The organism is Rhodothermaceae bacterium (assembly GCA_009838195.1).
GTDB lineage: Bacteria > Bacteroidota > Rhodothermia > Rhodothermales > Bin80 > Bin80.
Window position 1 is genome coordinate 1 of record VXSC01000002.1, and the last position, 25606, is coordinate 25606.

26 protein-coding genes are annotated in these 25606 nt (G+C 50.4%); 11 read left to right on the forward strand and 15 right to left on the reverse strand.

Annotated elements, in window-relative coordinates; all coding sequences use genetic code 11:
- The coding region (gene dnaX / locus F4Y64_00035; protein MXX95997.1) for a DNA polymerase III subunit gamma/tau at positions 1-1311 on the reverse strand (1311 nt) is incomplete at its 3' end.
- Between the two features lie 165 nt (positions 1312-1476).
- Here dnaX and F4Y64_00040 point away from each other — a divergent pair.
- Positions 1477-1812 carry an STAS domain-containing protein gene (locus tag F4Y64_00040; protein MXX95998.1) on the forward strand — a complete coding sequence of 112 codons (336 nt, stop codon included), beginning with the start codon at positions 1477-1479 and terminating at the stop codon, positions 1810-1812.
- 52 nt (positions 1813-1864) lie between these two features.
- Positions 1865-3238: an aminotransferase class III-fold pyridoxal phosphate-dependent enzyme gene (locus F4Y64_00045; protein MXX95999.1), complete on the forward strand. Its 1374-nt coding sequence runs from the start codon at positions 1865-1867 to the stop codon at positions 3236-3238.
- A 204-nt stretch (positions 3239-3442) separates the two neighbouring features.
- On the opposite strand, the gene F4Y64_00050 is transcribed toward F4Y64_00045, so the two are convergent.
- From F4Y64_00050 to F4Y64_00080, 7 genes are read right to left on the reverse strand one after another with little or no spacing between them, the layout of a single operon-like run.
- On the reverse strand, positions 3443-4186 hold the full coding sequence (locus F4Y64_00050) for a tetratricopeptide repeat protein (protein ID MXX96000.1): 744 nt from the start codon (positions 4184-4186) through the stop codon (positions 3443-3445).
- Positions 4183-6012 carry a protein BatD gene (locus F4Y64_00055; GenBank protein MXX96001.1) on the reverse strand — a complete coding sequence of 610 codons (1830 nt, stop codon included), beginning with the start codon at positions 6010-6012 and terminating at the stop codon, positions 4183-4185. Before F4Y64_00055 ends, F4Y64_00050 begins: the two co-directional genes overlap by 4 nt.
- 4 nt (positions 6013-6016) lie before the next feature.
- Positions 6017-6790, reverse strand: coding sequence for a tetratricopeptide repeat protein (locus tag F4Y64_00060; protein ID MXX96002.1), 774 nt, complete (start codon positions 6788-6790; stop codon positions 6017-6019).
- A gap of 5 nt (positions 6791-6795) precedes the next feature.
- Positions 6796-7830, reverse strand: coding sequence for a VWA domain-containing protein (locus F4Y64_00065; protein ID MXX96003.1), 1035 nt, complete (start codon positions 7828-7830; stop codon positions 6796-6798).
- Positions 7830-8813, reverse strand: coding sequence for a VWA domain-containing protein (locus F4Y64_00070; protein MXX96004.1), 984 nt, complete (start codon positions 8811-8813; stop codon positions 7830-7832). Before F4Y64_00070 ends, F4Y64_00065 begins: the two co-directional genes overlap by 1 nt.
- Before the next feature lie 2 nt (positions 8814-8815).
- A complete protein-coding gene (locus F4Y64_00075; GenBank protein ID MXX96005.1) occupies positions 8816-9787 on the reverse strand; it encodes a hypothetical protein in 972 nt (323 codons plus the stop codon).
- The gene (locus F4Y64_00080; GenBank protein ID MXX96006.1) at positions 9787-10668 is read right to left on the reverse strand and encodes a DUF58 domain-containing protein; all 882 of its coding nucleotides are present in this window, start codon (positions 10666-10668) and stop codon (positions 9787-9789) included. The genes F4Y64_00075 and F4Y64_00080 overlap by 1 nt, the downstream gene beginning before the upstream one ends.
- Before the next feature lie 116 nt (positions 10669-10784).
- Here F4Y64_00080 and F4Y64_00085 point away from each other — a divergent pair, with 116 nt between their 5' ends.
- The 6 genes from F4Y64_00085 to F4Y64_00110 all read left to right on the forward strand — a co-directional run bounded on the left by F4Y64_00085 (position 10785) and on the right by F4Y64_00110 (position 15269).
- On the forward strand, positions 10785-11372 hold the full coding sequence (locus tag F4Y64_00085; GenBank protein ID MXX96007.1) for a polyisoprenoid-binding protein: 588 nt from the start codon (positions 10785-10787) through the stop codon (positions 11370-11372).
- 8 nt (positions 11373-11380) lie between these two features.
- Positions 11381-12070, forward strand: a complete 690-nt coding sequence (gene purQ / locus F4Y64_00090) for a phosphoribosylformylglycinamidine synthase subunit PurQ (GenBank protein ID MXX96008.1) — start codon at positions 11381-11383, stop codon at positions 12068-12070.
- Positions 12070-12672, forward strand: a complete 603-nt coding sequence (locus F4Y64_00095) for a rhomboid family intramembrane serine protease (GenBank protein ID MXX96009.1) — start codon at positions 12070-12072, stop codon at positions 12670-12672. Before purQ ends, F4Y64_00095 begins: the two co-directional genes overlap by 1 nt.
- 170 nt (positions 12673-12842) lie before the next feature.
- Positions 12843-13388 carry a hypothetical protein gene (locus F4Y64_00100; GenBank protein MXX96010.1) on the forward strand — a complete coding sequence of 182 codons (546 nt, stop codon included), beginning with the start codon at positions 12843-12845 and terminating at the stop codon, positions 13386-13388.
- A 346-nt stretch (positions 13389-13734) separates the two neighbouring features.
- Positions 13735-14040, forward strand: coding sequence for a helix-turn-helix transcriptional regulator (locus F4Y64_00105; protein MXX96011.1), 306 nt, complete (start codon positions 13735-13737; stop codon positions 14038-14040).
- On the forward strand, positions 14037-15269 hold the full coding sequence (locus tag F4Y64_00110) for a type II toxin-antitoxin system HipA family toxin (GenBank protein MXX96012.1): 1233 nt from the start codon (positions 14037-14039) through the stop codon (positions 15267-15269). The genes F4Y64_00105 and F4Y64_00110 overlap by 4 nt, the downstream gene beginning before the upstream one ends.
- Before the next feature lie 77 nt (positions 15270-15346).
- Here F4Y64_00110 and F4Y64_00115 read toward each other — a convergent pair whose 3' ends face one another.
- From F4Y64_00115 to F4Y64_00135, 5 genes are all read right to left on the reverse strand, one after another.
- Positions 15347-16507: a GNAT family N-acetyltransferase gene (locus F4Y64_00115; GenBank protein MXX96013.1), complete on the reverse strand. Its 1161-nt coding sequence runs from the start codon at positions 16505-16507 to the stop codon at positions 15347-15349.
- Between the two features lie 3 nt (positions 16508-16510).
- On the reverse strand, positions 16511-17770 hold the full coding sequence (locus tag F4Y64_00120) for an aminotransferase class I/II-fold pyridoxal phosphate-dependent enzyme (GenBank protein ID MXX96014.1): 1260 nt from the start codon (positions 17768-17770) through the stop codon (positions 16511-16513).
- A 331-nt stretch (positions 17771-18101) separates the two neighbouring features.
- Complete coding sequence (locus F4Y64_00125) at positions 18102-18623, reverse strand: hypothetical protein (protein ID MXX96015.1); 522 nt, start codon at positions 18621-18623, stop codon at positions 18102-18104.
- A 102-nt stretch (positions 18624-18725) separates the two neighbouring features.
- Positions 18726-19610, reverse strand: a complete 885-nt coding sequence (locus F4Y64_00130) for a ParB/RepB/Spo0J family partition protein (GenBank protein MXX96016.1) — start codon at positions 19608-19610, stop codon at positions 18726-18728.
- A gap of 97 nt (positions 19611-19707) precedes the next feature.
- Positions 19708-20520, reverse strand: a complete 813-nt coding sequence (locus tag F4Y64_00135) for a ParA family protein (protein ID MXX96017.1) — start codon at positions 20518-20520, stop codon at positions 19708-19710.
- A 387-nt stretch (positions 20521-20907) separates the two neighbouring features.
- Here F4Y64_00135 and F4Y64_00140 point away from each other — a divergent pair, with 387 nt between their 5' ends.
- Genes F4Y64_00140 through rpiA form a run of 3 tightly spaced genes read left to right on the forward strand, consistent with a single transcriptional unit; the run spans position 20908 to position 24058 of the window.
- Positions 20908-22137: an FtsX-like permease family protein gene (locus tag F4Y64_00140; GenBank protein ID MXX96018.1), complete on the forward strand. Its 1230-nt coding sequence runs from the start codon at positions 20908-20910 to the stop codon at positions 22135-22137.
- Positions 22137-23360, forward strand: a complete 1224-nt coding sequence (locus tag F4Y64_00145; GenBank protein ID MXX96019.1) for an FtsX-like permease family protein — start codon at positions 22137-22139, stop codon at positions 23358-23360. The genes F4Y64_00140 and F4Y64_00145 overlap by 1 nt, the downstream gene beginning before the upstream one ends.
- Positions 23360-24058: a ribose-5-phosphate isomerase RpiA gene (rpiA, locus tag F4Y64_00150; protein ID MXX96020.1), complete on the forward strand. Its 699-nt coding sequence runs from the start codon at positions 23360-23362 to the stop codon at positions 24056-24058. The genes F4Y64_00145 and rpiA overlap by 1 nt, the downstream gene beginning before the upstream one ends.
- Before the next feature lie 91 nt (positions 24059-24149).
- On the opposite strand, the gene F4Y64_00155 is transcribed toward rpiA, so the two are convergent.
- Both F4Y64_00155 and F4Y64_00160 read right to left on the reverse strand, forming a co-directional pair.
- Positions 24150-24821, reverse strand: a complete 672-nt coding sequence (locus F4Y64_00155; protein MXX96021.1) for a TonB family protein — start codon at positions 24819-24821, stop codon at positions 24150-24152.
- A gap of 294 nt (positions 24822-25115) precedes the next feature.
- A complete protein-coding gene (locus tag F4Y64_00160) occupies positions 25116-25589 on the reverse strand; it encodes a TonB family protein (protein ID MXX96022.1) in 474 nt (157 codons plus the stop codon).
- Positions 25590-25606 lie beyond the last annotated feature (17 nt).

The window sequence follows — 25606 nt, forward strand, 5'->3', positions numbered from 1 at the left end:
TCCCTCCCCATTATTCTGTCCCCGTCCTCTAGCCCTCCTCTCGTACCCCGGCGCCGGGGCGCCGCGTCGTTGGCTGTTCAGTCCGGTGGGGGCCGGTGCTGGTTGAGTGGGGAGGGGGGCAGGTGCTTGAGGCGCACGCGTTGGCTGTGAGCCCCGCCCCGCATACTCGAGTCGACGAATCTGTTCCAGAGCTTCAGACAGGTCGACACTTTCTCCTAGGTGTGTCATCTTGGCGAGGGCCAGCTCTACTGCCAGTCGCGGGGATGTAGATACTGGAAGCCTAGCCTGGGTTTCGTCAATCACCATCAGTAGCCGAAGCAGTGTGGTTTCCGTAAACCCTTTTACCGCCTCGGTATAACGGCCTCTGAGGTTCTTGCTTATGTCAACCAGTGCATTCTCCCCCAATGTAATCGTGATTAAAAGATTGCGCACATGCTCTGCCAGGCCGCCAAGAAATTCCCGGATATCATATCCGTCCGAGATAATTTGCTCAGCAAGGCTAAGTATGGCGCCCGTTTTCTGTTCGGTGATGTGCCGGGTAGCCTCGAAATACAGGTCCACATCCACGACACGCAAAGCATCCGCCAGCGTGGAATAATTCAAGTTTGATCCGCAGAGAGCAACTGCTTGATCAAAGACGCTCAGTGCATCGCGCAGAGCACCATCTCCCTTATTGGCAATCAAGTGGAGTGAATCTTCATCCGCGGTGATCTCTTCACTTTTGCAGATGGTCGTTAGATGACGTACGATCTCATTTGTGGGGATACGCCGAAAGTCAAAACGCTGACAGCGGGAGAGAATAGTTGGAAGAACTTTGTGAGGTTCTGTAGTCGCAAAAATGAACAGTACATGTGGAGGCGGTTCCTCCAGGGTTTTTAGAAGTGCATTAAAGGCTGCATTGCTGAGCATATGCACTTCATCAATGATGTAGACCTTGCGGCGACCTCCCTGTGGCAGGATCCGAACGTTTTCACGTAGATCCCGGATATCTTCTACCTTGTTATTGGAGGCGGCATCAATCTCAAAGATGCTCAGGCTCCGCTGTGTTTCAAAATCCTCACACGAAGGGCATTTCAGGCAGGGCTCGACTTCATCGTTCTGGTTTCCCGTACAGTTGATCGCTTTGGCAAGGATCCTGGCGGCGGTTGTTTTTCCAACACCACGGGGACCAGTAAAAAGGTAGGCATGAGCAACCCGTTCCAGCCGGAGGGCATTAATGAGCGCCTGCGCAACATGTGCCTGTGCCACGAGGTCCCCAAAACGCTGTGGGCGGTATTTGCGTGCCGTAACTAGATACTGAGACTTCGTCATCAATTGATTCAGGGATCAAGAAAACAACTTCCTCCAATGCAACAAAGGTTTACCTAAGGGGTTCGAGGCCAGGATGGAGACATGTATCGTGTCTTTCGTGCTACTTTACGGGTAGCGGGTAAAAGTTGTGGCTATTTTGCCTTTGATTTAGATCAGTAAACTATTATGAGTCTTAATATAACTTGGGAATTCGAAGATGGTATCAGAGTTGCACTGCTCAACGGCCGGGTAGACAGCCGCAATGCGCTGCTATTCAAGGAAACGGTTGTTGGAGAGCTTGAGGGAGATGATCGTGCCCTGATCTTGGATTTTGTCAGCCTTGATTACATCAGTAGTGCAGGACTTCGGGTTGTACTTGAGTTGGCCAAATTGTATAGTGCCCCCAGACAATTCTTGATCTGTGGCTTGTCTTCTGCGGTACAGGAGGTTTTTGAGATTAGTGGATTTACTCAAATCATAAAAATATATAAGACGCTTGAGCAGGCAAGGGAGTCCCTGTAAGCTTCGAGTTTTTTCTCTGTATGCGTACGTTTCTAGCGTAAGGCATTGAAGCATGGCTACACCGGAATCGAAGCCGACTGCGGTTTCACTGCAGGACCGTTCGTCTGTTTTGCATCCCTTCACATCATTGGGTACCCACGAGCCCATGGTGTTTACGCATGGGGAGGGAGCCTGGGTCTATGATGAGCATGGCAATCGTCTCCTGGAGGGTATAGCGGGGTTATGGTCGGCATCGCTCGGATTTAGCGAACAGCGTCTGGTGGATGCGGCATACCGGCAGTTACAGAAGCTGCCTTTTATGCACATGTTTGCTTCGGCGAGTCATCCGCCTGGTATCGCTCTGGCAAAGGAGCTGCTCCAGATAGCTCCGGTTCCCATGGCCAGGGTATTTTTTGCGAACTCTGGATCAGAGGCCATAGACTCGGCCGTAAAGATGATCTGGTTCCTCAATAATGCACTTGGCCGTACACAAAAGAAAAAGATTATTGCCCGGCGGGATGCATATCATGGTTCGCTGATTGCGTCTGCGAGCCTGACTGGATTGCCCAAGAACCATAAGCTGTTCGATCTCCCCCTTCCCGGCTTCCTACATACAACCAAGCCTCATTACTACCGGTTCGCTCACGAGGGTGAATCGGAGAGGGAATTCAGTTCCCGTTTAGCTTCAGAGTTGGATGCTCAGATCATGGAAGAGGGCCCGGAAACGGTCGCAGCATTTTTTGCGGAGCCCATCATGGGAGTTGGGGGTGTAATTCTTCCACCTGAAGGTTATTTCGAGGAGATCCAGCGTGTGCTGAAGAAACATGATGTACTCTTGGTTGCAGATGAAGTGATCTGTGGGTTTGGCCGGACCGGTAATATGTGGGGAAGTCAGACGGTTGGTATGCAACCGGATATGCTGATCACGGCCAAAGCACTCTCGGCTTCCTATCTCCCAATCTCTGGTGTCATGGTAAACCAGAAGGTGTATGATGCGCTGGAGTCCGGGAGTGATCAGGTTGGTCTTTTTGCCCATGGCATGACGTATACGGGGCATCCCGTGTCTGCCGCTGTGGCACTGGAGTGCTTGAAGATCTATGAGGAGGATGATATCCTATCCCACGTCCGCACGGTTGGGCCTTTGCTTCAGGAAGGATTGCGGGAGCGTGTGACACCGCATCCGCTTGTCGGAGAGGTACGTGGTATAGGGATGGTTGCGGGTGTTGAGCTTGTTGCTGACAAGGACACGCGTGCACCATTCCCCGATTCTGATCAGATGGGTGTGAAACTTCGGGCGGAAGCTATCCGTCGGGGTTTAATTCTGCGGGCGATGGGGAATACGATTGGGATTTCGCCACCACTGATTCTTACAGCGGAGGAGGTGGAGTTTCTGGTGGACACGCTTTGCGCATCACTGGATGCGCTGTATGCGTCCGTTGTCAAGTGAGTCCCTTACCGGTCGTCTGCTCTGGACGGCAGGGAATCCTGGACAGCGATTCATCAGGTGTATTCGGATGAATTTGCCTGGGGAATATCCATCTGAATCTACGCGGGTCAGCTTCACATAAAGACACAACCGCTGGACAAGCATCTCGGAGTGCCGCTACGTTTATCTCCAATAGTTTCCTGGAAGAGTTCTGAGCGCTAAATCTCAGAACTCACCAAGAATATTCGCGTCCACATATCCCTGTACTCCGTTTGGGAGACGGACTTCGGTGCCTGCCACCGCCTCACCAACCAGCGTGACTTTGACTCCTTCAGGGACTTCAATGCTTCCAGTCTCCGTGGTCATTGTTGTAGGTTCCAGAATAGATGCACCTTGTATTGAGTTTCGCTCACTGGAGATCACTACCGCGATCAGTAGCAGGGTAAGCCCCGAAGCAAGGGCGCCCGCGCGTGCCCGTCGATGCCAACTACTTCGTATTCTTGACCAGAGTAACTGAGCATACAACAGGCAGGAGATCAGGTACAAGCTGATCCCGATACTCAGAAATGGGAGCGCCGAGTACTGCCCGAACAATTGATTCCACCATGCTCGCCAGAATGGGGTCGGGAGTTGGGAAAATGGACTCTGAACACGTGACTCTATGATCTGAATGTTATGCAGGAGCTGGGGATCGTCTCCCAGCAATCGGCGGGAACGCTCATAATATCGCACGGCCTCTCCGAGTTCATCGAGGCGGTAGTAGGCACCCGCGAGGTTGTGGTAGAGGGCGCCACTCTCATAGCCCGTTTCAATCACAGCGTGGTATTGATCAATCGCGTTTTCATAAGCACCGGACTCAACAAGGCGATTCGCTTCATCAAAGACACGGAGGGCATCCTCCAACTGTTGGGCCTGTGCCAGTCCATGGCAGATCATGAAAGTCAGGAAGAAATTCACACCGCACTTCATTGATTGACAGTTTCAAGTTCATCGGCAATTGAGCTCAAAATTTGACTCGCTTGCGTAAGGTGTTCTTCCATCTCGGAGTACTCTGGAGGTATGGGGGCAAACCGCGCGGCGTCACAGGCATCAAGAAACTGGATCAGTTCCTGTTGCCTATCGGCTGGAAGCCCAGCTTCAGCCAGTAGATTGGCAAGTTGAGGCCTGGTCAGTCCTCGCTCGGAAATATTCAGACGATTCCCAAGAAAGCCGAGTACAGCTTGCTCCAGTGCAGCGTAAAATTTATCCGGGTTCCCTTCTTCGAGGAGTTTTTTCGCGTTCTTGAGGTGCTTACGGGCAAAAGGATGGGCTCTGCGGTTTCGGGCCCAGGCAGTATCTGTAGCAAGACGTGTAACTCGACGTCTCAATACAGCCGTAACACTAAGTCCAAGCACAGGAATCAACAGGAGTAGATAAAACCAGGGGTGATGATGAAGGGGCGTACGGTTCACGGTGGTCCACCGGGGATCTCGTTTCAGAAGCGCAATATCATCTACCGGAAATCCCGAGGCCGTAGACGTGACAGCAACCGCAGCAGGAGCGGTACCGGTAATGGTAACAGGATCTAGATCAACAGTACGGACAACATATTCTTCCCGTGACGGATCAAAAAAAACAAATCGAATGGGTGGAACCTGAAAGGTCCCGTTCGAGCGTGGGATCAGAAGCCATGTGAAGGCTTTTTGTCCTCGTATCAATCCTCCACTTTCCGTTTTTGAGATATTGACCTCGGGATCATAGACCTCGAAGATGCCGGGGAGGTCAGGCTGCGGAGCTTCAATCAGTGCGATATTCCCGAGCCCTTCGACAGCTACCGTGAGCTGCAGCGCCTCACCGACTTCCAGTTCAGTCTGACTGAGCTCCGCACTGAGTGAATATTGCCCCACCGCACCAGAGAACCCATCCGGTGCTCCGGGTGGAAGTGCTTTGGAGGTGATGCTTATGGTGGGAGAAGCTCGCTCAACCGTCGAGTACGTACGTGAAAACAGAGGGCTGCTGAATGGATCTGCATCCGGGGATTGCACTTCCGCTGCAATCTTGAGCGGATCAATGGAAAGCTCTCCCGGTCGCGTAGGGAAAACCGCAACCCGCCGGATCGAAACCATCTGATAGCGGATCCCATTCTCGACAACTAATTCTGGTGTCGGATTCTCAGAAAGATCCAGTTCTTCGCGCCAGAATCCTTCTGCATCCCAGGAATCAGACTGGCGGCTGTTACGGGGCAAGGTTCCCGGTCGGAAATACAGCTGGTAGTCAAGGGTGACCTGTTCATTCAGATAGGCTTCTCGACCACTTTGACGTGCACGAATAAAGATGTCCTGTTCGGTCACCTCCGGGGGAGGTGCTGCAGGGACTGGATCATCAAACAGACTAAATCCTCCAAAGGGAGAGCGCCGCTGCGGCCTCGGTCTCTGCGCCTGTGGGACGACCGTGATTGAAACCGCAGGCGCACTATAATTTTCATCCCCAATGGTTACACTGGCTTCCAGAATCCGCGCATCTCCTTCTTGCTCAGGTCGGTAGTGCCAGGTATAGCTCACGCTACGGGAGACGCGCCCGTTCGTGATGGAGATACTAGTTCCACGTGAGGCTGAGGGGGAAACCAGTACAAGCCCTTCGGCATCAGGAGCACTGGGATCCACGATCTCGGAAGCATCCACTCCAGAGATCTCCAACGTGTAGGCTACGGTTTCCTGGTTGCCGATCGTGGGGGAAGAGACTAACCCAGAGACGGTCTGTGCAACCGAAATGTGGGCTGTGATGGCGAGTCCGACCAAGAAGAGTATACACCGCATGGAGTCACCAGTCTTTTGCTACACGCCTGGGGCGTCCTTCTATTTTTTGTACTTCCCGCAAAAGCTCTTCCTCCTCATTCTCGAGTGCTTCAAGGATACGTTCGGCCTGTTCCCGTGTCAGAGGAGCTTCACGAGGTTGATTCTGCTCGTCTTGTTGATCAGGTTGCTCTGAATCATCCTGCCCTTGATCGTTCTGCTCCTGTTGCTGCTCCTGCTCTTGTTCACCTTGTTGGTCTTCATTTTGCTCCTCGTTCTGTTCTCCTTCCTGGTCTTCGTTTTGTTCATCTTCTTGCTGCTCGTCCCCGCCCGATTCCTGCTGCTGATCTTGCTGCTGTTGTAACTGCCTGCTTACAAATTCAAAATTAAATTTTGCATCTTCATTGTCTGGATCTGCCAGTAAAGCGGTTTGATAGTGTTCCAGGGCTCTTTCCAGCTGCTGACGGGTGAATGCATTATTGCCAGCATTAAATGCTGATTTGGTAACAGCGTCGGCATTTGGGGCATGGGCCAAAGCCTCTTCAAATGCGCGGCTAGCATCTTCAAAATTTTCCTGTCGATGCAGACTCAGGCCTAGATTATTTTGGAGTCCGTAATAAGTCTGGTCAATTCCTTCGGAAGGTTGATAGGATGAAAGTCCCTCTTGATACGCAACCTCTGCTTCTTCGTATTGCTCCTGCTTGAGATGGTCATTACCAGCTCTGCCGTGCTGTTTCGGGCCAGATCCAGGGATTACTTGAATCATTGCCAGGGAAATTCCGAAAATCGCGGTCAATGTCATCGGGTTTAAATTTCCTGTTTCTTAACTGGGGATCGACGGACAGTAACCAGTCCATCGACACATAACAACAATAAAGCCAGTGCCAAAGGCCATTGGTATTTAAGATCGTAGTCTTCAAACTCTTCTTCTGCAAAGCCGACCTGGTGCAGTCCCTCGAGTGCAGGGATCAATTGAGAAAGAGAGCTTGATGTGCGGGCAACCTGAAAGTAGGCACCATCCGCACTCAATGCTTTCAGCCCCGCCTCTTCAAGGCGGGAATGGACAATCTGTCCCTCAAGATCTCGTTTGTACCCTGTACGCTGCCCGGTTGCGTTGTACACAGGGATCGGCGCCCCATCCATATCACCAACTCCGGCAGTGAACACAGTGATCCCTTCATCCCGTGCAGTTGCCAGGATTTCGTCCAGCTCAGCAACGTGGTTTTCCCCATCAGATACAATCAGGAGTGCTTTGGATAGGGTTGCTTCCGAGTCAATGGTGGCTGAAGGCGCATCAAAGGCTTGGATAGCCATTTGCATAGCTGCACCAAAATCTGTGCCGGGAGTGGGTAAGAGGTCTGGGTTTGCAACATCAAGAAACAGACGTACAGCACTGTAGTCCGTTGTCAGAGGGCACTGGATAAAAGCATCTCCAGCAAAGATGACCAGTCCAACACGATCACCACGGAGCTCACTCAGGAGTCGTTTAATTTCATTGCGCGCTCGGCCTAATCGGTTCGGTGCCACATCCTCGGCCAGCATCGAGGCCGATACATCCAGTGCGATGACCAGATCAATTCCTTCCCGCTTGATTTCACGCAACTGCGTGCCTACCTGAGGTCCAGCAAGCGCAAGGGACAGCAGTGCAACAGCGGTCACCATGATTGAGGCTTTGTAGCGCCGTCGTCGTCCGCTGACACTTTTGGAGAGCCTGCGCACGAGCGCAATATCTCCAAAGCGGATTTGCAATGCACGGCGTCTCCAGGCCGCATAAAGACTGAGCGCAATCACAATGGGCACCGCCCAGAGTATCCAAAGATGTGACTCATAAAGCCAGGCCATCAGGGGAAGCGTCGGAGTAATGTTGTGTTGAGAAAAATTTCAATCAGGACAAGAAGTAGTCCAGGAAATAAGAAACGAATGTAGCGTTCCTCATAGTCTGTATAAATACGCGTTTCGATCTCGGTTTTCTCCAATTCACCGATCTGTCCATAGATTTCACGGAGTGCCTCTTCATTCGTGGCGCGAAAGTATTGCCCACCGGTTCCCTGAGCAATTGAACGCAGCATATCCTCGTCAATTTCCACCGGCACCATCTGGCGCTGTCTCCCTCCAAAGGGACGGTCAACGACAAACGGAGCTTCTCCATAGGCTCCTACACCAATCGCATAGATACGGACTCCCAGTGTCGCTGCAACCTCGGAAGCTGTTACCGGGTCAATTTCTCCGCGGTTATTTTGCCCATCGGTTAGCAGAATGATGATTTTACTCTCTGCAACGGTATCTTTCAGCCGGTTTACTGCCGTAGCCAGTGCGGTCCCAATCGCTGTGCCATCTTGAATGATTCCGACCTCTACCTCGGCCAGCATACGTTGGAGGAACTGATAGTCCAGGGTTAGTGGTGCCTGCGTGTAGGCTTTTGCTGCAAACACGATCAGACCAATTCGGTCCGACATTCGTCCGTCAATAAATTCAGAGGCGACCTCACGGGCAGCTTCGAAGCGGTTCGGTCTAAAGTCCTCTGCACGCATACTGGTGGACGTATCCAGGACGAGGACAATATCGACACCTTCCGCATAACGCTCTTGGGTTACTTCCCGAATCTGGGGACGCGCCAGTGCCAATATGCACAGCGCCATAGCTCCCATGCGAAGCAATGGTGGCAGGATAGAGGCATAAACCCGAAGTCCACGCGGAGCGTTTTGTGCTGCTCTTGTATTGCTGAAGACAAGCCCTGGCGTACGTCGGCTTCGGAACCAGCTCAACAGCCCATAGGCAGGGACCAGGATCAAGAGAAATAACCATTGTGGCTGAGCAAACTCCATGATCACGAACCAGCTTTCACAAATTTTTCGCTCGCAGCGCGCTGATCAAACTTGATTTCAATACGCTGAACAACGGTTACGGCTTCCTCTAATGCAGTTCGGCCCTCAGGGATTGAAGGGGTTACATCTGCGAACTTAACCAGATCAGAAAGAGACAAGATTTGATTCAGTTGCTCCGGGATGCCTGCAGGGATTTGATGCTGAACATTTGGATGAACCAGATCCTGGATGAGCTCCGTTGTTGTGGATTCCAGTGCTGGAATCAGCAGCCGATCTTCTACATAAGTGCGCAGGGTATCCGAAAGTTCTACATAATAGGCTTCTACCTGTACTCGCTTGGTAAGCGGAGTGTTCTCGAGTGCACTCAGGCGCTCTAGAGCGACGGCGGAAGGGGAAGGCAGATCAAAGTCTTCCATCTCAGTCACCGGAAGGGGATCAGGTTGTCGCCGCCGCCAGATCATGTACCAAGTCAGGGCGGCTACAATCAGGACAGCAAAACCAAGAAGCACGTATGGCCATAGGGGACGGCCAAATTCGACAGGAGATGCCATATCGCGGATCCCTGCGGCATCCTGTGGAACCAGAGATGTTACACGTAACTCCCGTTCAGGTGTGGCAGCGGTTACCGTATTACCGCCAAACCCGATGATGAGTGGTGCTAAGCGGGCAGTATCCAGAGCGAACGTAGTCACCTCGTATACGGCGCTGTCTAGGCGTATATCCGCATCCATGAACCGTGTACCGGCCGATATGAGATCAACGGGAAGGATATCACCAAAAGCGGAATCGGTACTCGGGAACGAGGGCATCTCATCAAACCCGTGCAAGGCGATCAGAGTAAGGGTAAAACGATCTCCCACGTAGACACTGTCCTCAGATAGATAGGCATCCACACGTTGTGCCTGCGCGGTGTCAAGTTGACTCACAAAGGCGGTTGATAAAGCCAGTGTGACGTACAGATACAATCTACTCATCAGGCAACCTGCGCACGTGCACGAAAAAATTTCGCCAGTGGATCCACGAAGTCTTCTCCGCACTTGATTTCAACGTAATCAACACGTGCTCTACGAAAAAGTACTTTGAGCCGCTCATGTGTTTGTGTCGAGGAATGTTGAAATGTGTCTCGTACTGCTCGGCTTCCCGTGTCCAGTGACCGGGACTGATTGGTTTCGGGGTCGTACAGGGTCACAAGGCCCAATGGGGGAAGTACCTGTTCTCTGGGATCCGTGAGGTGCACTGCAACGGTATCATGCCGACGTGAGACCATCCGTAGTGATCGCTCGAAGCCTTCGCCTTCGTCAAAGAAATCACTCACCAGCAGTACGATGGATCGACGGCGAATAACATGCAGGATATGATCCAGAGCGCTTTGCAGTGCGGTGCCGGAAGACTGTGGCTTGTGAGCAAACAGGTCACGCACGAGGCGCAGTACGTGTCGACGTCCGCTCTTTGGCGGCACAAAGAGTTCGACCTGATCCGAGAATAGCAAGAGCCCGACCTTATCGTTGTTTTTGATGGCGCTAAACCCCAGGACTGCACAAATCTCTGCAGCAATCTCCCGTTTAAACTTGTCACGGCTTCCAAAATCGCTGGATCCTGAGATATCCACTACAAGCAATAATGTCTGTTCACGCTCTTCTTCAAAGATTTTCACGAAAGCTTCGCCCGTCCGTGCGGTCACATTCCAGTCAATGGTTCGAATATCATCTCCAAACTGATAGGAGCGCACCTCAGAAAATTCAATGCCACGCCCCTTAAAGGCCGAATGGTATTCTCCACCGAAAACGTTATTCACCAGGCCTTTCGTACGTATTTCTATTCGCCGAATCTTGGCGAAAAGTTCGCGTGGAATCATGAGCAGATGAAATATCGGGAAAGAACGATTTTGTGCGTAAAATGTTGATCCGACAGGCGGGAATCCTAAGTGCAGGATCCGAGTTACAGCGTTTTTCCAGCCATCTACCACATCCGATGAAAATTCGCGCTTTGCTTTTCGCTTCCCTACTTCTTGTGGCTTTTTCAATCCCCACAGAAGAGCCCTCATCCTGGTCTATTGATGTAGCCCACTCGAGTATCTCGTTTAAGGTGCGCCATTTGGGTATTTCGAATGTTCGCGGTGAATTCCTTACCTACGATGCAGAAATCTTAATGGATGGTACTGATTTGAGTACCTTGGCGGTGGATGCCACCATCGAAACCACAAGCATTGATACGGGGAATGAACGTCGGGATAATCATTTGCGCTCGGATGATTTCTTTGGAGCGGAAGAGTTTCCAAACATGACGTTTACCAGCACGGGAGTTACGGAAGTTGATGGCGATGAATTCCTTTTAGCCGGGGACCTGACCATCAGAGATGTAACCAAATCTATTGTCCTGGAAGGCGAGTTTCTTGGAACCGCCACGATGGGCGACTCGGAACGCGCTGGATTCGAGGCAACCGCAACGGTCAACCGGAAAGAATTCAATCTGTCCTGGGATCGACTGACGGAAGCCGGGGGGTTTGTCGTAGGGCATGATGTTGAGATCATTCTTGAGTTAGAATTGATCAAAGACTAACAGGGCCGATGCGAGTAGGCGTCATTGTTTTCCCAGGCTCAAATTGTGACCACGACGCCTATCACGTTGCACGACATGTGTTTGGTCTTGAGACGACCTTCATCTGGCACAAAGAGCGCCATCTACCGCCGGTTGACTTGGTGATTGTGCCTGGTGGCTTTTCCTATGGAGACTATCTCCGTGCGGGAGCCGTCGCTCGGTTTTCATTCATTATGGACAGCGTGGTGCGTTTTGCAGAACGGGGAGGCCTTGTCCTTGGAATTTGTAACGGGTTCCAAATCCTGTGTGAATGTGGACTCCTGCCGGGTGTGTTGCTTTCTAACGCCTCGGTTCGGTTTGTTTGCAAGTGGGTGCACCTGCGTACGGACAATGTTGATGTTCCCTTTACGAGCACCGCAGAATTGGGACAGATCCTGAGGCTTCCTGTGGCTCACGGCGAGGGAAACTACTTTGCGGAGGCGTCGGAATTGGTTGAATTAGAGCGTAATGGACAGGTCGTATTCCGGTATACAACACCGGAGGGTGAGGTCACACCAGGGGCAAATCCCAATGGGTCATCCAATAATATTGCGGGGATTGTCAATCGGGAAGGAAACGTGTTGGGCATGATGCCTCATCCGGAGCGTGCTGCCGAGAATGTCTTGGGAGGCTGCGATGGAGCGGTATTGTTTCGAAGTCTCATGGGTGTAACTGCCTGATGTTTTTCGGATTGGATGCCCCGATCACACTACTGCTACTCGTCTCCATCGTAATGGTGAGTGGGTTTGCTCTCTTTGGGAACCCACTTTTGATTGATCGTCTGGGGTTTCGGCCGACGCGGGTGACCAAAGAATCCTATCGCTATATCACAGGGGGATTTGTGCATGTATCCCTGACGCACTTGCTTTTCAATGCGATCACGCTGTATTTCTTTGGCCCATTGCTGGAACTCCGTTTAGGAAGTATAGAGTATTTGATTCTGTACATGGGATCCCTATTGTGTGCGCATGCCCTGACCCATGTTCAGCATCGGCACAACAGTGCCTATAATGCGGTTGGGGCAAGCGGGGCAATCAGTGGCGTGCTGTTCGCGTATGTGTTATTTGCTCCGTACGACATGATCTATTTCTTTGGGATTGTGCCTATTCCGGCAATTCTTTTTGCGTTTCTGTTCGTAGCGGGGAGTATTTACGCAATGAGGAGTGGGAGATCGTTCGGGATTGCACATGAAGCCCATCTGGGTGGTGCGATCGGGGGTGCACTATTGACTGTAATGCTTGAGCCGCGCGTATTCCCTTCATTCCTTGATCAACTTATCTAAGCCACTGGGCATAAGATCGAACTGAAAAAAAACCTGGATTCCAGAGTGTCATCATCCTGATTGACAATGACCGCAGAACTTTTTTCGTCGCAAAATAGTCGGCAAATACTAGCCCGATTCGACGACATGCAGATGATGTTGTGGGCACAAATCAAAATACGGGTCACCGGATGACATTTGCTTTCACACGTGAACGGCGTTTGTGGACGGCAGCAGCATTGATCGTGCTAGCCATCTACTTCACCCTGGGCCTGACAGTAGAATGGCTTCGGTTATTGCAAGCCAGCGGCTGGGGTGCGGGGGTGTTTTTGCTCGGCTGCTGTGTGCTCCTTGTCACTGTTGTTACTCGGGGGATGATGGCAATTCCGAGTCGAAAGGAGGTCGTCGTTGCAATAGGGATCGCGATACTCTATTCCGTAACGCTCTCCTACATCGAGCATCCAGAAGAGCGAATCCATGTGATTATGTACGGGGTAGTGGCGTTGTTGATTTATGCGGCATTACTGGAACGCTCGGTGCATGGAAGGCGAATCACCACGGTCTCCATCGTGGTCGTTGCCGTTACAACCGCTCTGGGTTCAATTGACGAAGTGCTTCAGTTCGTACTGCCGAATCGTGTGTTCGATGTGCATGATATCCTATACAACATACTGGCTTCGGTCATGGCGGTGATCTCGAACGGATCCCTCAGGTGGGTGAGGGGGCAATCCGTTTAACAGGTTTAGGCCCGCGAGCAAATAACTCGTTCAGGTGCTGTCACGATGTGCCAAAGATTGGCATTTCGGATGTGCTAGGATGATGTAGCCCCTCGACCCACAGTATAGTTTGATTGTATCCCAGAATGACGTTCGGTGACAGAGATACCAAATCTCTACATGCGCTGTGGAAACCTCCTTTTTGTGTCAGCAGACTCATCTCAACACACGGATCCCTCGGGAATATCGTTTTCGTCCGTTTTATGGATGGCATTCGAACTTTTGGCGATTTTCATCATATACTCAAACATCACAAATAATAAAATAATAGTATTTTTATGTATTTATCAAGATAAATAATACTATGATAGTATTTATTACACCTACAAAAGCGAAAATAGCGCTTGCCGAAAACATGAGAGAGCGTCGCCTCGCGCTCAATCTGACACAAGCTGGTCTTAGCGAACGTTCGGGGGTCGCCTTAGGTACTCTCAGAAAATTTGAGCAAAGCGGTGCTATATCGATTGACAATTTGTTGAAGCTGATGCTGGTCGTTGGAGGTCTGAGGAAAATCGTAGAGGCGAGCGCACCGGACCAAGAAACGTTCTCATCCATTGACGATGTTTTGTCCGGCAATTCTCGCCCCATGCGCAAACGGGGGTCACATTCATGAGGCACGAGCCGGTACAACACATAAAGGTTGGACTGGATTTTGGTAATAATTCCAGGCTCGTGGGGCATCTAGCCCTACGGGGTCAGCAAGTATATTTTGAATATGATGCAGAATTCATACGTCGAGGTCTCAATCTGTCCCCTTTCCGGTTACCGTTAAAACCTGGAGTACAAACTTTCCATACACAACTTTTTGAAGGTCTACCGGGTGTATTCAACGATAGTTTGCCAGATGGTTGGGGGAGACTTTTGTTTGACAGGGCCATGCGTAAGCGAGGCATTTTGCCGCCGATGCTGAGTCCGCTTGACCGGTTGGCATATGTTGGCAAGGCTGGTATGGGAGCATTGATCTACGAACCGGATCACTCTGAAGCTGGGGAGGGAATCGGAATAGATCTTGACTGGTTTGCCGAGCAATCTCAGAGTGTTTTGGAAGGCGAAGCTGAGGATGTTTTAGGCGAACTTCTGGCACTGAATGGGTCATCAGCAGGTGCGCGGCCAAAAGCACTGATCGGATATAATCGTAAGGCCGGGCGCATCATTCACGGGAGTCAGGTTTTACCGAAAGGCTATGAACCATGGATTGTCAAATTTGCGAATTCACAAGATGGCCCTGATGCGGGAGCCGTTGAATTTGTGTATTCAGAAATGGCGCGGCGAGCTGGACTTATGATTCCCGAGACATATCTATTTCCGGCGAAACAGGGGGCCGGATATTTTGCGATCAAGCGCTTTGATCAAAATCAAAGCGGACGTTTGCATATGCACACCGCTTGTGGATTATTGCATTCGGACCATAGAATTCCAGCACTTGATTATCACGACTTACTGGAACTCACTCTGCATCTGACACGCAGCATTCGGGAGTCAGAGAAAATATTCCAGTACGCGGTCTTCAACGTCATGGCACATAACCGAGATGATCATTCCAAGAATTTTTCATTTCTCATGGATGAAACGGGCGCGTGGAAAGTTTCGCCAGCCTATGATCTGACGTTCTCATATGGCCCGGGCGGGGAACAGAGCACTATGGTGATAGGAGAGGGCAAATCGCCAAGCATGGAACATCTTAGAGCGCTGGGGCGGCGTGCTGAAATAAGTGACGCCAAAACCGAAGAAATCCTTGGGCGGACAAAATATTCACTTGGAAGGTGGAGCGAACTGGCGAAGGTCCATGGAGTGAGGACGGCAACTCATGACCTGGTTCACGCGCAGATTAACAGGCTTTGAATTAGGATGGGATTTGCGTAAATCGTATCCCACGACCCTGCTTCTCATTTTCGATCATCCTCACCACGGTGAGGTGGTCATGGGGAGGATGGTTTATTCGTGGCGGCTTCAAGGATCGCATATTCCTTATCTACTGCGGCATTAATTGAATCTAAAAGATTCTTCATGACATGATTGTCATCCAATACCCAACTGGTCTCGCATGCAAGGTATCCATAGCCGGGACCTTTTTCAATGGTTTCCAGGACAGGAAGAACATCGAGAGCGCGACCATGATAGGCCTTACGTACTCCCATGAGCGGCATACGCAACTCCCGTACCTTGGCAAACTTTGTCAGGATCAATAACTTAGCCAGACCAAAAGGGAGTAATCGTCCGTCTGGAAGTCGTTGCAGTGCCGGATTGATATCTGGAAGGGTAACCGTAAATCCCACTGGCTTGCCATCCATTTCCACAAAGAAACACACCCTTGGATCTATGACCTGCTTCATTGCACTGGCCAGATGAGAAAATTCATGATCGGTAGCAGGCACAAATCCCCAGTTATCAGACCAAGCCTCATTGAAGATCTCCCGTACGGTCGCTACCTCCTCGTCAAAGCGTGACATATCCAATGTGCGCAGTGACAGGCCTGGGTTTCGGCGACGGACAATGGCGGCTCCTCGTCTCAAGCGTTCAATTGCGACGTGCTTACGGTGAATGTAGTAGGCCCACAAAGTCATGACGCGGGAAAACCCCCAGCGATGGAGATAATCCTCATAATAGGGCGGGTTGTATGCCATCATGATTGAGGGGACCCGATCAAACCCGTCAACCAGAAGCCCGGATGTATCATTCAGGGAGGGGTTCACGGGTCCACGAATGGTTCGCATCCCTTGCTCCCGAAGCCAGGAAGCTGCGGCATCCAACAAGGCTTCAGCAATCCCAAAGTCCTCTTGAGTCTCGAAGAATCCAAAAAATCCGGCATCATCAGCATGCGTTTTCAAGTGCATACCATTGATGATCCCCGCAATTCGTCCTAAAACATGCCCTTTGGTATCGAGTGCAAGGAAGAGTTGCATCCGGCCATGCTCAAAGAATGGATTTTTTCGTGGGTTTAGGGTCTCAAGTTGATCGATACGAAGTGGAGGCACCCAGAACGGGTTGCCTCGATAGAAATCATACGGGAACTGGATAAAGCGCTTCAGATCCCGTCGTGACTGAACCGGTCGAATCACGCACGAAGGAGAAGCCGGCATACGCTAGATTGCATGGTTGTCCAGCACTCCATGCTTTTGTCCCACACGATAGAAGGCCTCAAGGATTCTGTCCAGATCTTCATCGGTGTGTGTAGCCATATAAGATGTGCGCATGATATTCAGTCCACGCGGTACGGCACCCCGCCACGGGATCACGGGGTTCACAAATACGCCCTCCTCAAGTAAGTCTGTCCAGAATTGAAATGCAGTCATCATATCATTGCCGATCACTACCGGAATGATCGGAGCTTCACTGGTCCAAACATCAAAACCAGCACTACGGAACCCTTCCCGCATATAGTCAGAAATTTGCCACAGTCGATCAAGCCGCCATGTTTCTTCCTGAAGAATGTCCAGACACTTGAGTACGGTGGCCACCATACTGGGGGGCATAGAAGCACTGAAGATGTGTGCACGAGCTGTGTGCCGGATATATTCAATCACGTCGTTATCTCCGGTGACAAAGCCCCCTAAAGAGGAAAAGCTCTTCGAAAAAGTGCCCGTAGTAAGGGGGACCTCATTACCTAACCCGAAGTACGCCGCGGATCCTTTACCCCCTGGACCAATGACGCCCACCGCATGGGCATCATCCAGCATAAGAGCAGCACCAAACTCATCGGCAAGTTTTACTAATTCGGGGACTGGAGCAATTCGACCACTCATTGAGAAGACTCCATCCGTAACAATGAGTTTATCAGCTTCGGGCTGTTCTGCCTCGGCTTTTTCGAGAAGCCGCCGCAGGTGGTTCATGTCAAAATGACGATAGCGCCAGCAGTTTGCTGTACTCACTTGTGTCCCGGCTACAATGCAGGCGTGATTATCCTTATCCGAAAAAATTAGATCGTTCTTTGAAGTAATCCCCTGGATTACCCCCATATTCGTCATATAACCGGTTGAGAAAAGAACGCAGGCCTCTTTTTGCATAAAGGCTGCAAGTCGTGCTTCAAGCTCCAGGTGGATATCGAGCGTTCCGTTCAGAAAACGGCTTCCGGTACAACCTGTACCGTACCGGGCGATTGCCTCGTTCGCAGCTGCCTTGACACGTGGGTCACTGGTCAATCCGAGATAGTTATTTGATCCTGCCATAATGAGCTCACGGCCATCAATAAATGCCCGTGTTCCCTCGCTGCGCGAAATTGCGCGAAAGTAGGGATAGAGTCCGGCATCTTTTACTTCATTGATCAAGGCACCGGGCGCCATGAAAGCCCGCGTCTTCTCAAATATGGTCGGCTCTGCGGGAAGAGTATCGTTCGAATTAATCATGGAGGGTGATGGCGAGTCGGGAAAACAGGATGGATTCTGGAATTAAGAACTCGATATATTGCCTGGTTTGAAGCAGTAATGAATGAGATGGCAGCAACCAACTATCAGGGTGCGGGAATATGAGAAGCATACGATTCTATTCTGGCTGGGAAAAACGGTTCAGGATGAAATTCTCCCCCGGCTGTCCAAGGCTCGGATCTTGGAACATGTCACCGAATTTGGTCTTTATTCGCTGGTGACCCTGCCGTTGAAGCAAGGTTGCCTCATTCATAAAATCTCTCTTTAGAGGGGCCTGCTCACGAAATGCGTAGATGATGGATGCCATGGAGGTTTACCAAGTGAGTGTTAACCCAATCTGCTGCGGCCCCCCAGTCACCCGGGCAGTCAAAGACTCGTTTACGTCAAATTCTGCCAAATGTGCGCTCACATAGGCATCTATAACAGTGAACCCGTACCAGGCAATGGTGCCAAGGTACAATAGATCCCTGTTCCGTCGAAGCACATCTCGCTGTGCACGGAATTGGGGTTGGAGTCGGGCACGGCGTGCTGCGACTTCGTCAGGCATGAGAATCGATTCAGAACTTAACTCTAAGACGCGCAGAAGCTCCGAATAGTCACTTTCATACTCAGGAAATATCGGAGTGCCATCCGGATTGGTCCGTGCTGTAAAGAGATATGCATGTCGATACAGCCGATATCGCCGGTTCACCAACAGGGCAGAGCCCACAAAAGCTGCAAGTCCCACGTATACGATGGGGACTTTATAATACTCGCGGTTATACAGTTGTCCCCATCCTGGTACGAATGCACGACGCAAAGCTGAACGCGGATCTGGATGATGGAAATCAGGCATGATTACCGTTGTATCCGGTTGCCCAGTTGCCGGCACTGGTCCGATCATCCACAGAAACAGACACACGAAGAAGATTGCTTTCAGGAGCGGGTGAACCATAAATCAACCGGTCCCTTCAAGTAACTCAACGATGCGGGATAGATCTTCTTCCGAATAGTAGTGAATTTCAATTCGGCCGCTTCCTTTGGCCTTATCTATGATCTGAACTTTTGTCCCCAAGTGCTTTCGGAGTTTATTTTCAAATTGGGCAAGGTACACCGAGGAGGGAGGAGTGTGTTTCTTCGATGTATCAGGTTGGCGCAAAAGGAGCTTTACCCGATGTTCAACGTCACGTACACTGAGGTTCTTGCGTCGAGTTTCTCCAAAAAGCCGGTTGATTGCACGATCGTCACGGAGCGAGAGCAGCGCACGGGCATGGCCGGGTGTAACGACACCCTCCCGGAGCCCAATCTGGACCCGTGGGGGGAGGTGGAGAAGGCGTAAAAAGTTAGCGATGGTGGAGCGTTGTTTTCCGACTCGCTGAGCGACTTCCTCCTGGGTCAAACCATATTCCTCGATGAGTCTTCGATATCCCAGAGCAACCTCAATCGGGTTCAGCTCTTCGCGCTGAACATTTTCAACCAGGGCCATCTCCAGCATCCGCACGTCTTTGGCTGGGCGGATGTATGCCGGAATTTCTTCCAGACCAGCTAACTTTGCGGCCCTCAGCCGCCTCTCACCGCTGATGAGTTCAAACTCATCTCCCCTGGTTGCACGAACTGTGATTGGCTGAATAATGCCCAACTGCGCAATTGACTGCGAGAGTGATTCAAGAGCTTCTTCATTGAATTCCTGTCGGGGTTGGAACGGGTTCGGTTTGATCGAACCTACAGGGAGCTCAAAAATGCCTCCGACAAGCGAATGCGCATGTTCTTCGGAGCGCAGTTGCCCGTCATTACTAAGAATTGCATCCAGTCCACGTCCAAGGACAGACTTTGGGTTTGTCATATGCAAACGGGAATAAGGTTAATATGGGACGCACTGACAACGTACGTCAGGGCAACCACCGTAATTTAAGGTTCTGCTACATTTTCTAGCAGACACTCTAGCTATTCGATGGTGAAGTAAAGTTAGGGGGTTTTGTATTGGTAGTGGAGAGGCGTTGTATCATCTCTCGGGCGAGGGCCAGATAATTACGGGCTCCAGTGCTGGTGGCACTATGGAGCAGGACGGGTTTCCCAAAGCTGGGTGCTTCTGCAACCGTCACATTCCGATGGATGATAGTCCGGAATACTTGGTTACCGAAATAACGCTTCACCTCTGCTGCAACCTGTTTGGAGAGCCGTAGGCGTGAATCATAAAGCGTCAAGAGGACCCCCGCTATTTCAAGATCCGGGTTGAGTCCACCTCGTACGATTTTGATTGTGTTGAGTAGTAGTCCCAGTCCTTCAAGAGCAAAGTATTCTACTTGTACAGGGATAATCACGCTTTTGGCGGCCGTCAGTGCGTTGACGGTTAAGAGTCCAAGCGATGGCGGGCAATCAATAATGATATAGTCATACTTTTCTGTCAGGTCTACGAGCGACTTTTTCAGAAGCTGTTCACGATCTCGGACACTGATGAGCTCAATTTCTGCACCTACCAGGTTGATATTCGCAGGAAGTAAATCTAGATGAGGGACTTCTTCATTCGTGCGTAGGATATCATCAGGAGAATTCTTTCCAATGATTACCTCATAGACAGAGGGGCGGACCTCTTTGGCATTATATCCCAGACTTGACGTACAGTTAGCCTGGGGATCTAGGTCGACCAGCAAGGTAGAATTCTCCAGCACTGCAAGTGAAACTGCAAGATTGACGGCAGTGGTCGTTTTTCCCACACCGCCTTTTTGGTTAGCAATTGCAATGATCTGTCCCATCAGCGAAGGTACAGGTTGGATCTTAGTATTGGAGCTTGGTTACGCAGAAATGCAGTTAAAACAGAGAGTAGATAAATGGTGCCAGTGCCGAGCCCTGTGTCAAAACAATCAGAATGCTCAACAGCAACAAAACCACTACAATCGGTGTTAGCCAATACTTCCTGCGCATCTGCAGAAATCGCAGGAATTCGACGGAAATTTTAAGTTTACTCATAAAAAACGCATAAAAAGAAGTGCTTCTTCTACGCAATGATTGTATCAAGTGTCCAAAGGTTCCAATGATTCCGCACAGTTCAGGAGTCAAACACAGAGAAACTGGGATATTTCGCAACACGATTACCCAAACTGCGTAGGCATTAGCATGGGAGAGAACATGAGGTACTTGCTGTGATCCGTTTTTTCGTAGAAACCTGGGAGAGCTTATTCATTGCTCTGCGTTCTCTAAGTACGAATCGCCTACGTAGCGGGCTGACTATGCTTGGCATTGTCATCGGAATTGTGACCGTGACAGCAATGATCACAGTCATCAATGGACTAGAGAACGCGATGGATAAATCGCTAGCTCTGTTGGGCACCAACGCAGTTTATATTGAAAAAACAGGCTGGTTTACAGAGCCAAGATTGAGGTCTCGTCACTGGTCTCGGCCCGATTTACGGGCAGATTTGGCAGAGTACATCCGTGATCGGTCGGAGTATGCAGTTGCCGTAGCTCCTCTAGTACAGACAGGCCGTCCAATACGTTATCGTGATCGCGCATTATACGGTGTATTTATTCAGGGATCTACCCCAGAGATTGCAAGTGTCGATGACGTAAAGCTTTCAGAGGGGCGATGGTATAATGAACTTGATAATCTAGTCGGTCGCAATGTTGTCGTAATCGGCCATTCTGTAAATGAATCGCTGTTCCCGAGTGAAGAAGCGATTGGAAAGACAATCAGGATCGGTGGAAAGAGGTTTGAAGTCATCGGAGTGCTGGAAGAGCAGGGCAAGTTCTTTGGAATGTTTTCATTTGATGAACAGGCGCAGATGCCAATCAGAACTTTCGAGCGGCATTTTGGGCGCTTTCGGAGTGTAACGATTAAGGTGAATGCAGAATCTAGTGAAACGGTACCACTACTTGAAGAAGAATTGACTGGAATCGTGAGAGCCGCCCGAGGACTTGATGCAATGGAGGAAAATAATTTCGAGGTGAATAAGACAGAGGCTTTCCGAGAGCAATTAGCAGCTGTCAAGACGGTTGTCTACATGATTGGCATATTTTTGACGGGACTTGCATTGGTTGTGGGAGGAATTGGTGTAATGAACATCATGTTCGTAACCGTGAAGGAACGTACCAAGGAAATCGGGGTGCGTAAGGCTGTGGGAGCTAGCCGTCGGGCTATACTTTCACAGTTTCTGATTGAGGCCGTACTAGTGTGCATTGCCGCTGGGCTCACTGGAGTCCTCCTATCCATCGGCGTGACGCAGATCATTAATCAATTCGTACCGGCATCATTTGCGTCAGGTACCGTCCTTCTTGCGTTTGGAATATGTGTGGGCGTTGGCGTGATATTTGGTGTCGTACCTGCTTGGAATGCTGCTCGAATGGATCCTATTGAAGCCCTTCGACATAGCTGATGATAAACCTCGAATTCGTAAGTCTGGCCTGGGATGCAGTACGCAGCCATAAGCTGCGTTCAACGCTCACTTTATTGGGTATTGTTATAGGCGTCTTTGCCATTATTGTGGCAGTGACCGCCGTACAGGTCGTGGAGACAAGGCTGGTGAACGCCGTTGAGTCTTTCGGAGCAACGACGTTCACCGTCTCCAGAACCGATGGCTTTAATCAATCCAGTTCCAGATTTCGTGCACGACGAAATCTCACGTACGATGACATGGTTAAGTATGCCGAACGGGCACGGCTCCCTTCTGCCGTCAGTCCTACCATGCAATTATGGAGCCCTGTAGAAGGCCGTTATGGAGATCGTAAGACAGAAAACATCATTGAGAAACTCGGTGTGAATGAGCACTGGGTCTCTACGAATGGATTCGATATTGGCCAGGGTCGAAATATGACGGAACTCGACGTAGAGTTAGGGCGAGACGTTGCGGTCATCGGGTACGATATTGGTGAACAGCTTTTTCCGAATATTAACCCGGTGGGGAAATCCATTGTGATTGGTGGGAAACGCTATCAGATTGTCGGCGTGCTGGCGGAGAAAGGTGATGTTTTCGGCAGCAATGTTGATATCCTGGCACTGGTTCCCATTACAAATATGATACAGTCCTACAGTGCCGCACAGCGCAACATAGAGATCAAGGTGGAGACTCGTAGTATGGATGTAATTGACGAGGCAATGGAGGAAGCGATAGGAATCTTCAGGGTCGTCCGAAATGTCGAGCCTGGCGAGGAGAATAATTTTGAGGTTCAGAGTTCGGAAGCATTCCTGGATCAGGTTACCGGTTTTACAGGCCAGGTGAAGCTAGGGGGAGCCGTTGTTGGCTTGATTACGCTTCTTTCTGCAGGTATCGGTATCATGAATATTATGCTCGTATCGGTTGCTGAGCGCACGAAAGAAATCGGAGTACGTAAGGCGGTTGGCGCACGTCGACGTGATGTTTTGAGCCAGTTCCTGTATGAAGCTATCTTTCTATGTCAGGTTGGTGGGATTACCGGTATTCTAGTCGGGGTTTTGGGTGGAAATGTTGTGGGGCAATTTTTTGACGTGTCTTTCGTATTTCCGTGGATGTGGGCGATTGGTGCCGTACTTGGTGTTACATTGATCGCGATGGTATTTGGTGTCTATCCCGCATACAAGGCAGCGAGCCTTGATCCAATTGAATCTCTGCGTCACGAGTAATGGATCAGGATTTAGCCAAGAGACGGGCTGGTGAAGAAGCCGCTCGTCACGTGGAGCATGGCATGACCATTGGGCTTGGCACGGGTTCAACCACAGCGTTTGCGCTTGCTGCCATCGGAAAGAGGATTCTCGAAGATGGTTTGCAAGTCAGAGGGATCCCCACTTCCAGCTCGGCCGAGCTGGAAGCACGAAAACATGGAATTCCCGTTTGTACGTTTGATGATGTGCAAGGGAAACTGGATATTGCTTTTGACGGTGCAGACGAGGTAAGTCCAGAACTTGATTTAATCAAAGGAAGGGGGGCGGCACACACGCGTGAGAAAATTGTTGCCAGCCAAGCCAGCCGATTCGTGATCTTGGTGGATCCTTCCAAACTAGTGAAGCAACTAGGTACGACAGCGCCCGTACCGATTGAGATCATTCCACTTGCAGCACCGGTTATTTTGCGTACGCTCCAGCACATGGGGGCCCGTGCATCGATACGTTTGGGGTTACGTAAAGATGGCCCCATCGTTACGGATCAGGGGTTCTGGGTGATTGATGCTGAGTTTCCCCCGATTGACAATCCGGCGGGACTTAGTCGTGAATTGTTAGACTTGCCAGGCGTTCTGGACCATGGATTGTTTGTTGGTCTTGCAACCGAAGTGATTGTAGGCACAGAGTCTGGCGTTGATGTGATTCAGCGCCAGAGTAGTTAGGAGAAGAGGCTACCAGTTCTTGCTGAATCCTACATTAATGAGTCCACTCGTCAAGCAGGTCGATGTCTAGATGGAGGCACAAAGTGCCGACTCAGGTCAATAGGAAGACAAAGGTTAAGGAGGTAATGACATTGACGGGAGTGCCATTGAGTTGACCAGGTAAAAAGCGCGCTAATTGGACTGCCCGTAAAACCTCTTCATCGCACCCTGCGCCCAGGCCCTGGGTCACTGTAGGGAAGCGGACATATCCATTTTCATCAATAATGAAGGCGACTGTCACACGTCCTTCGAGGCTTGCCCGCCTCGCTCGTTCAGGATACTGAATCTCGTTAACTAGGCTTTCCATGCTGCCGAGGAGGATCGGGATCTGGTCTAGAAAATCAGATAGGTCCGGCAGATTTTCGTTTCCACGAAAAGATACGGGCATCGTCATTTCTACGCTGGCAGGCTGGGATTCAACGTGTCGGGGAGCGAAGCGAACATATTGGAGGGCTTGGATCGCTTTCTGTTTGATAACCTCCTCCGTATCCTGAGTAACAACGGGGTTCACGACCTGTCCGCTTTGATCCACAACAAAGGATACGAACACATGCTGATTATCTGCCCCGTTGTGTGTGATTTGCTGGATGTTCTCCACCATACTGATCAGTTTTGGAGGCTTCATATCAACATGGGGAGGTTCATGCAACGTCGATTGAGGCGCGATACATGCGTTGACACTGAGGCCAATGAGGATATAAAACAGTACAGTGATACGGGTCATGATACACTCGATTTCAGCGGGCTGGCTCAAGCCATATGGATCAAGTTTTACATTTTAGTAACATTAACTTTACATTAAGATAACATATTTCTGGAAATATATCCAGGAGACTTGTCGAATGCCAGTGCTTGACCAAGAACAATTCGTCTAGAATGGAGGTTTGGTGGCCTCGTGGGAGTCCTGTGCGGCACCGCAATCCGGGCGTTTTTCCAGATTGATAAAGAGGGGGGGCTCGGTTCAGGGCCCGAGCTTAGCCCGCTTCGTTAGGCATATTCCGCGGAAGAGTAAAATGGTTCAGCGTCGCCGAACTATAACCGGGAGACGCATCTTCACCTTAATGGCGTTACCATCTTTGTCACGTCCAGGAGTGAATTTTGCTTCCTCAGTCACGAGCCTGATTACTTCCTTATCACAGCGCCTACTGGTACTCTGAACAATTGAAGGTTCCAGTACATTTCCATTTTCGTCCACAATAAACTCCACAACTGTTCTCCCACGGACACGGCATTCTCCAAACTTTTGCCGCCAGAACAGAGCTTCAATTCCCCCAATCAACTCGGGCATTACATCAATATTTGCTTCGTCTGCTATTTCATTCTCATCAATTTGAGATCTGGTCTCACTGGTTTGAGAGACAGTCTCATCAATTTGATATGTGGAATCACTAATTTGAGAGACAGTCTCGTCAAATTCAGGTACGGTGGGTTGAGACGTACCGCAGGCACAAGTACCAACCAGGATAGAAAGTAGGAGGAGAGTGCGGGTCATGACACATAAAGGGAATT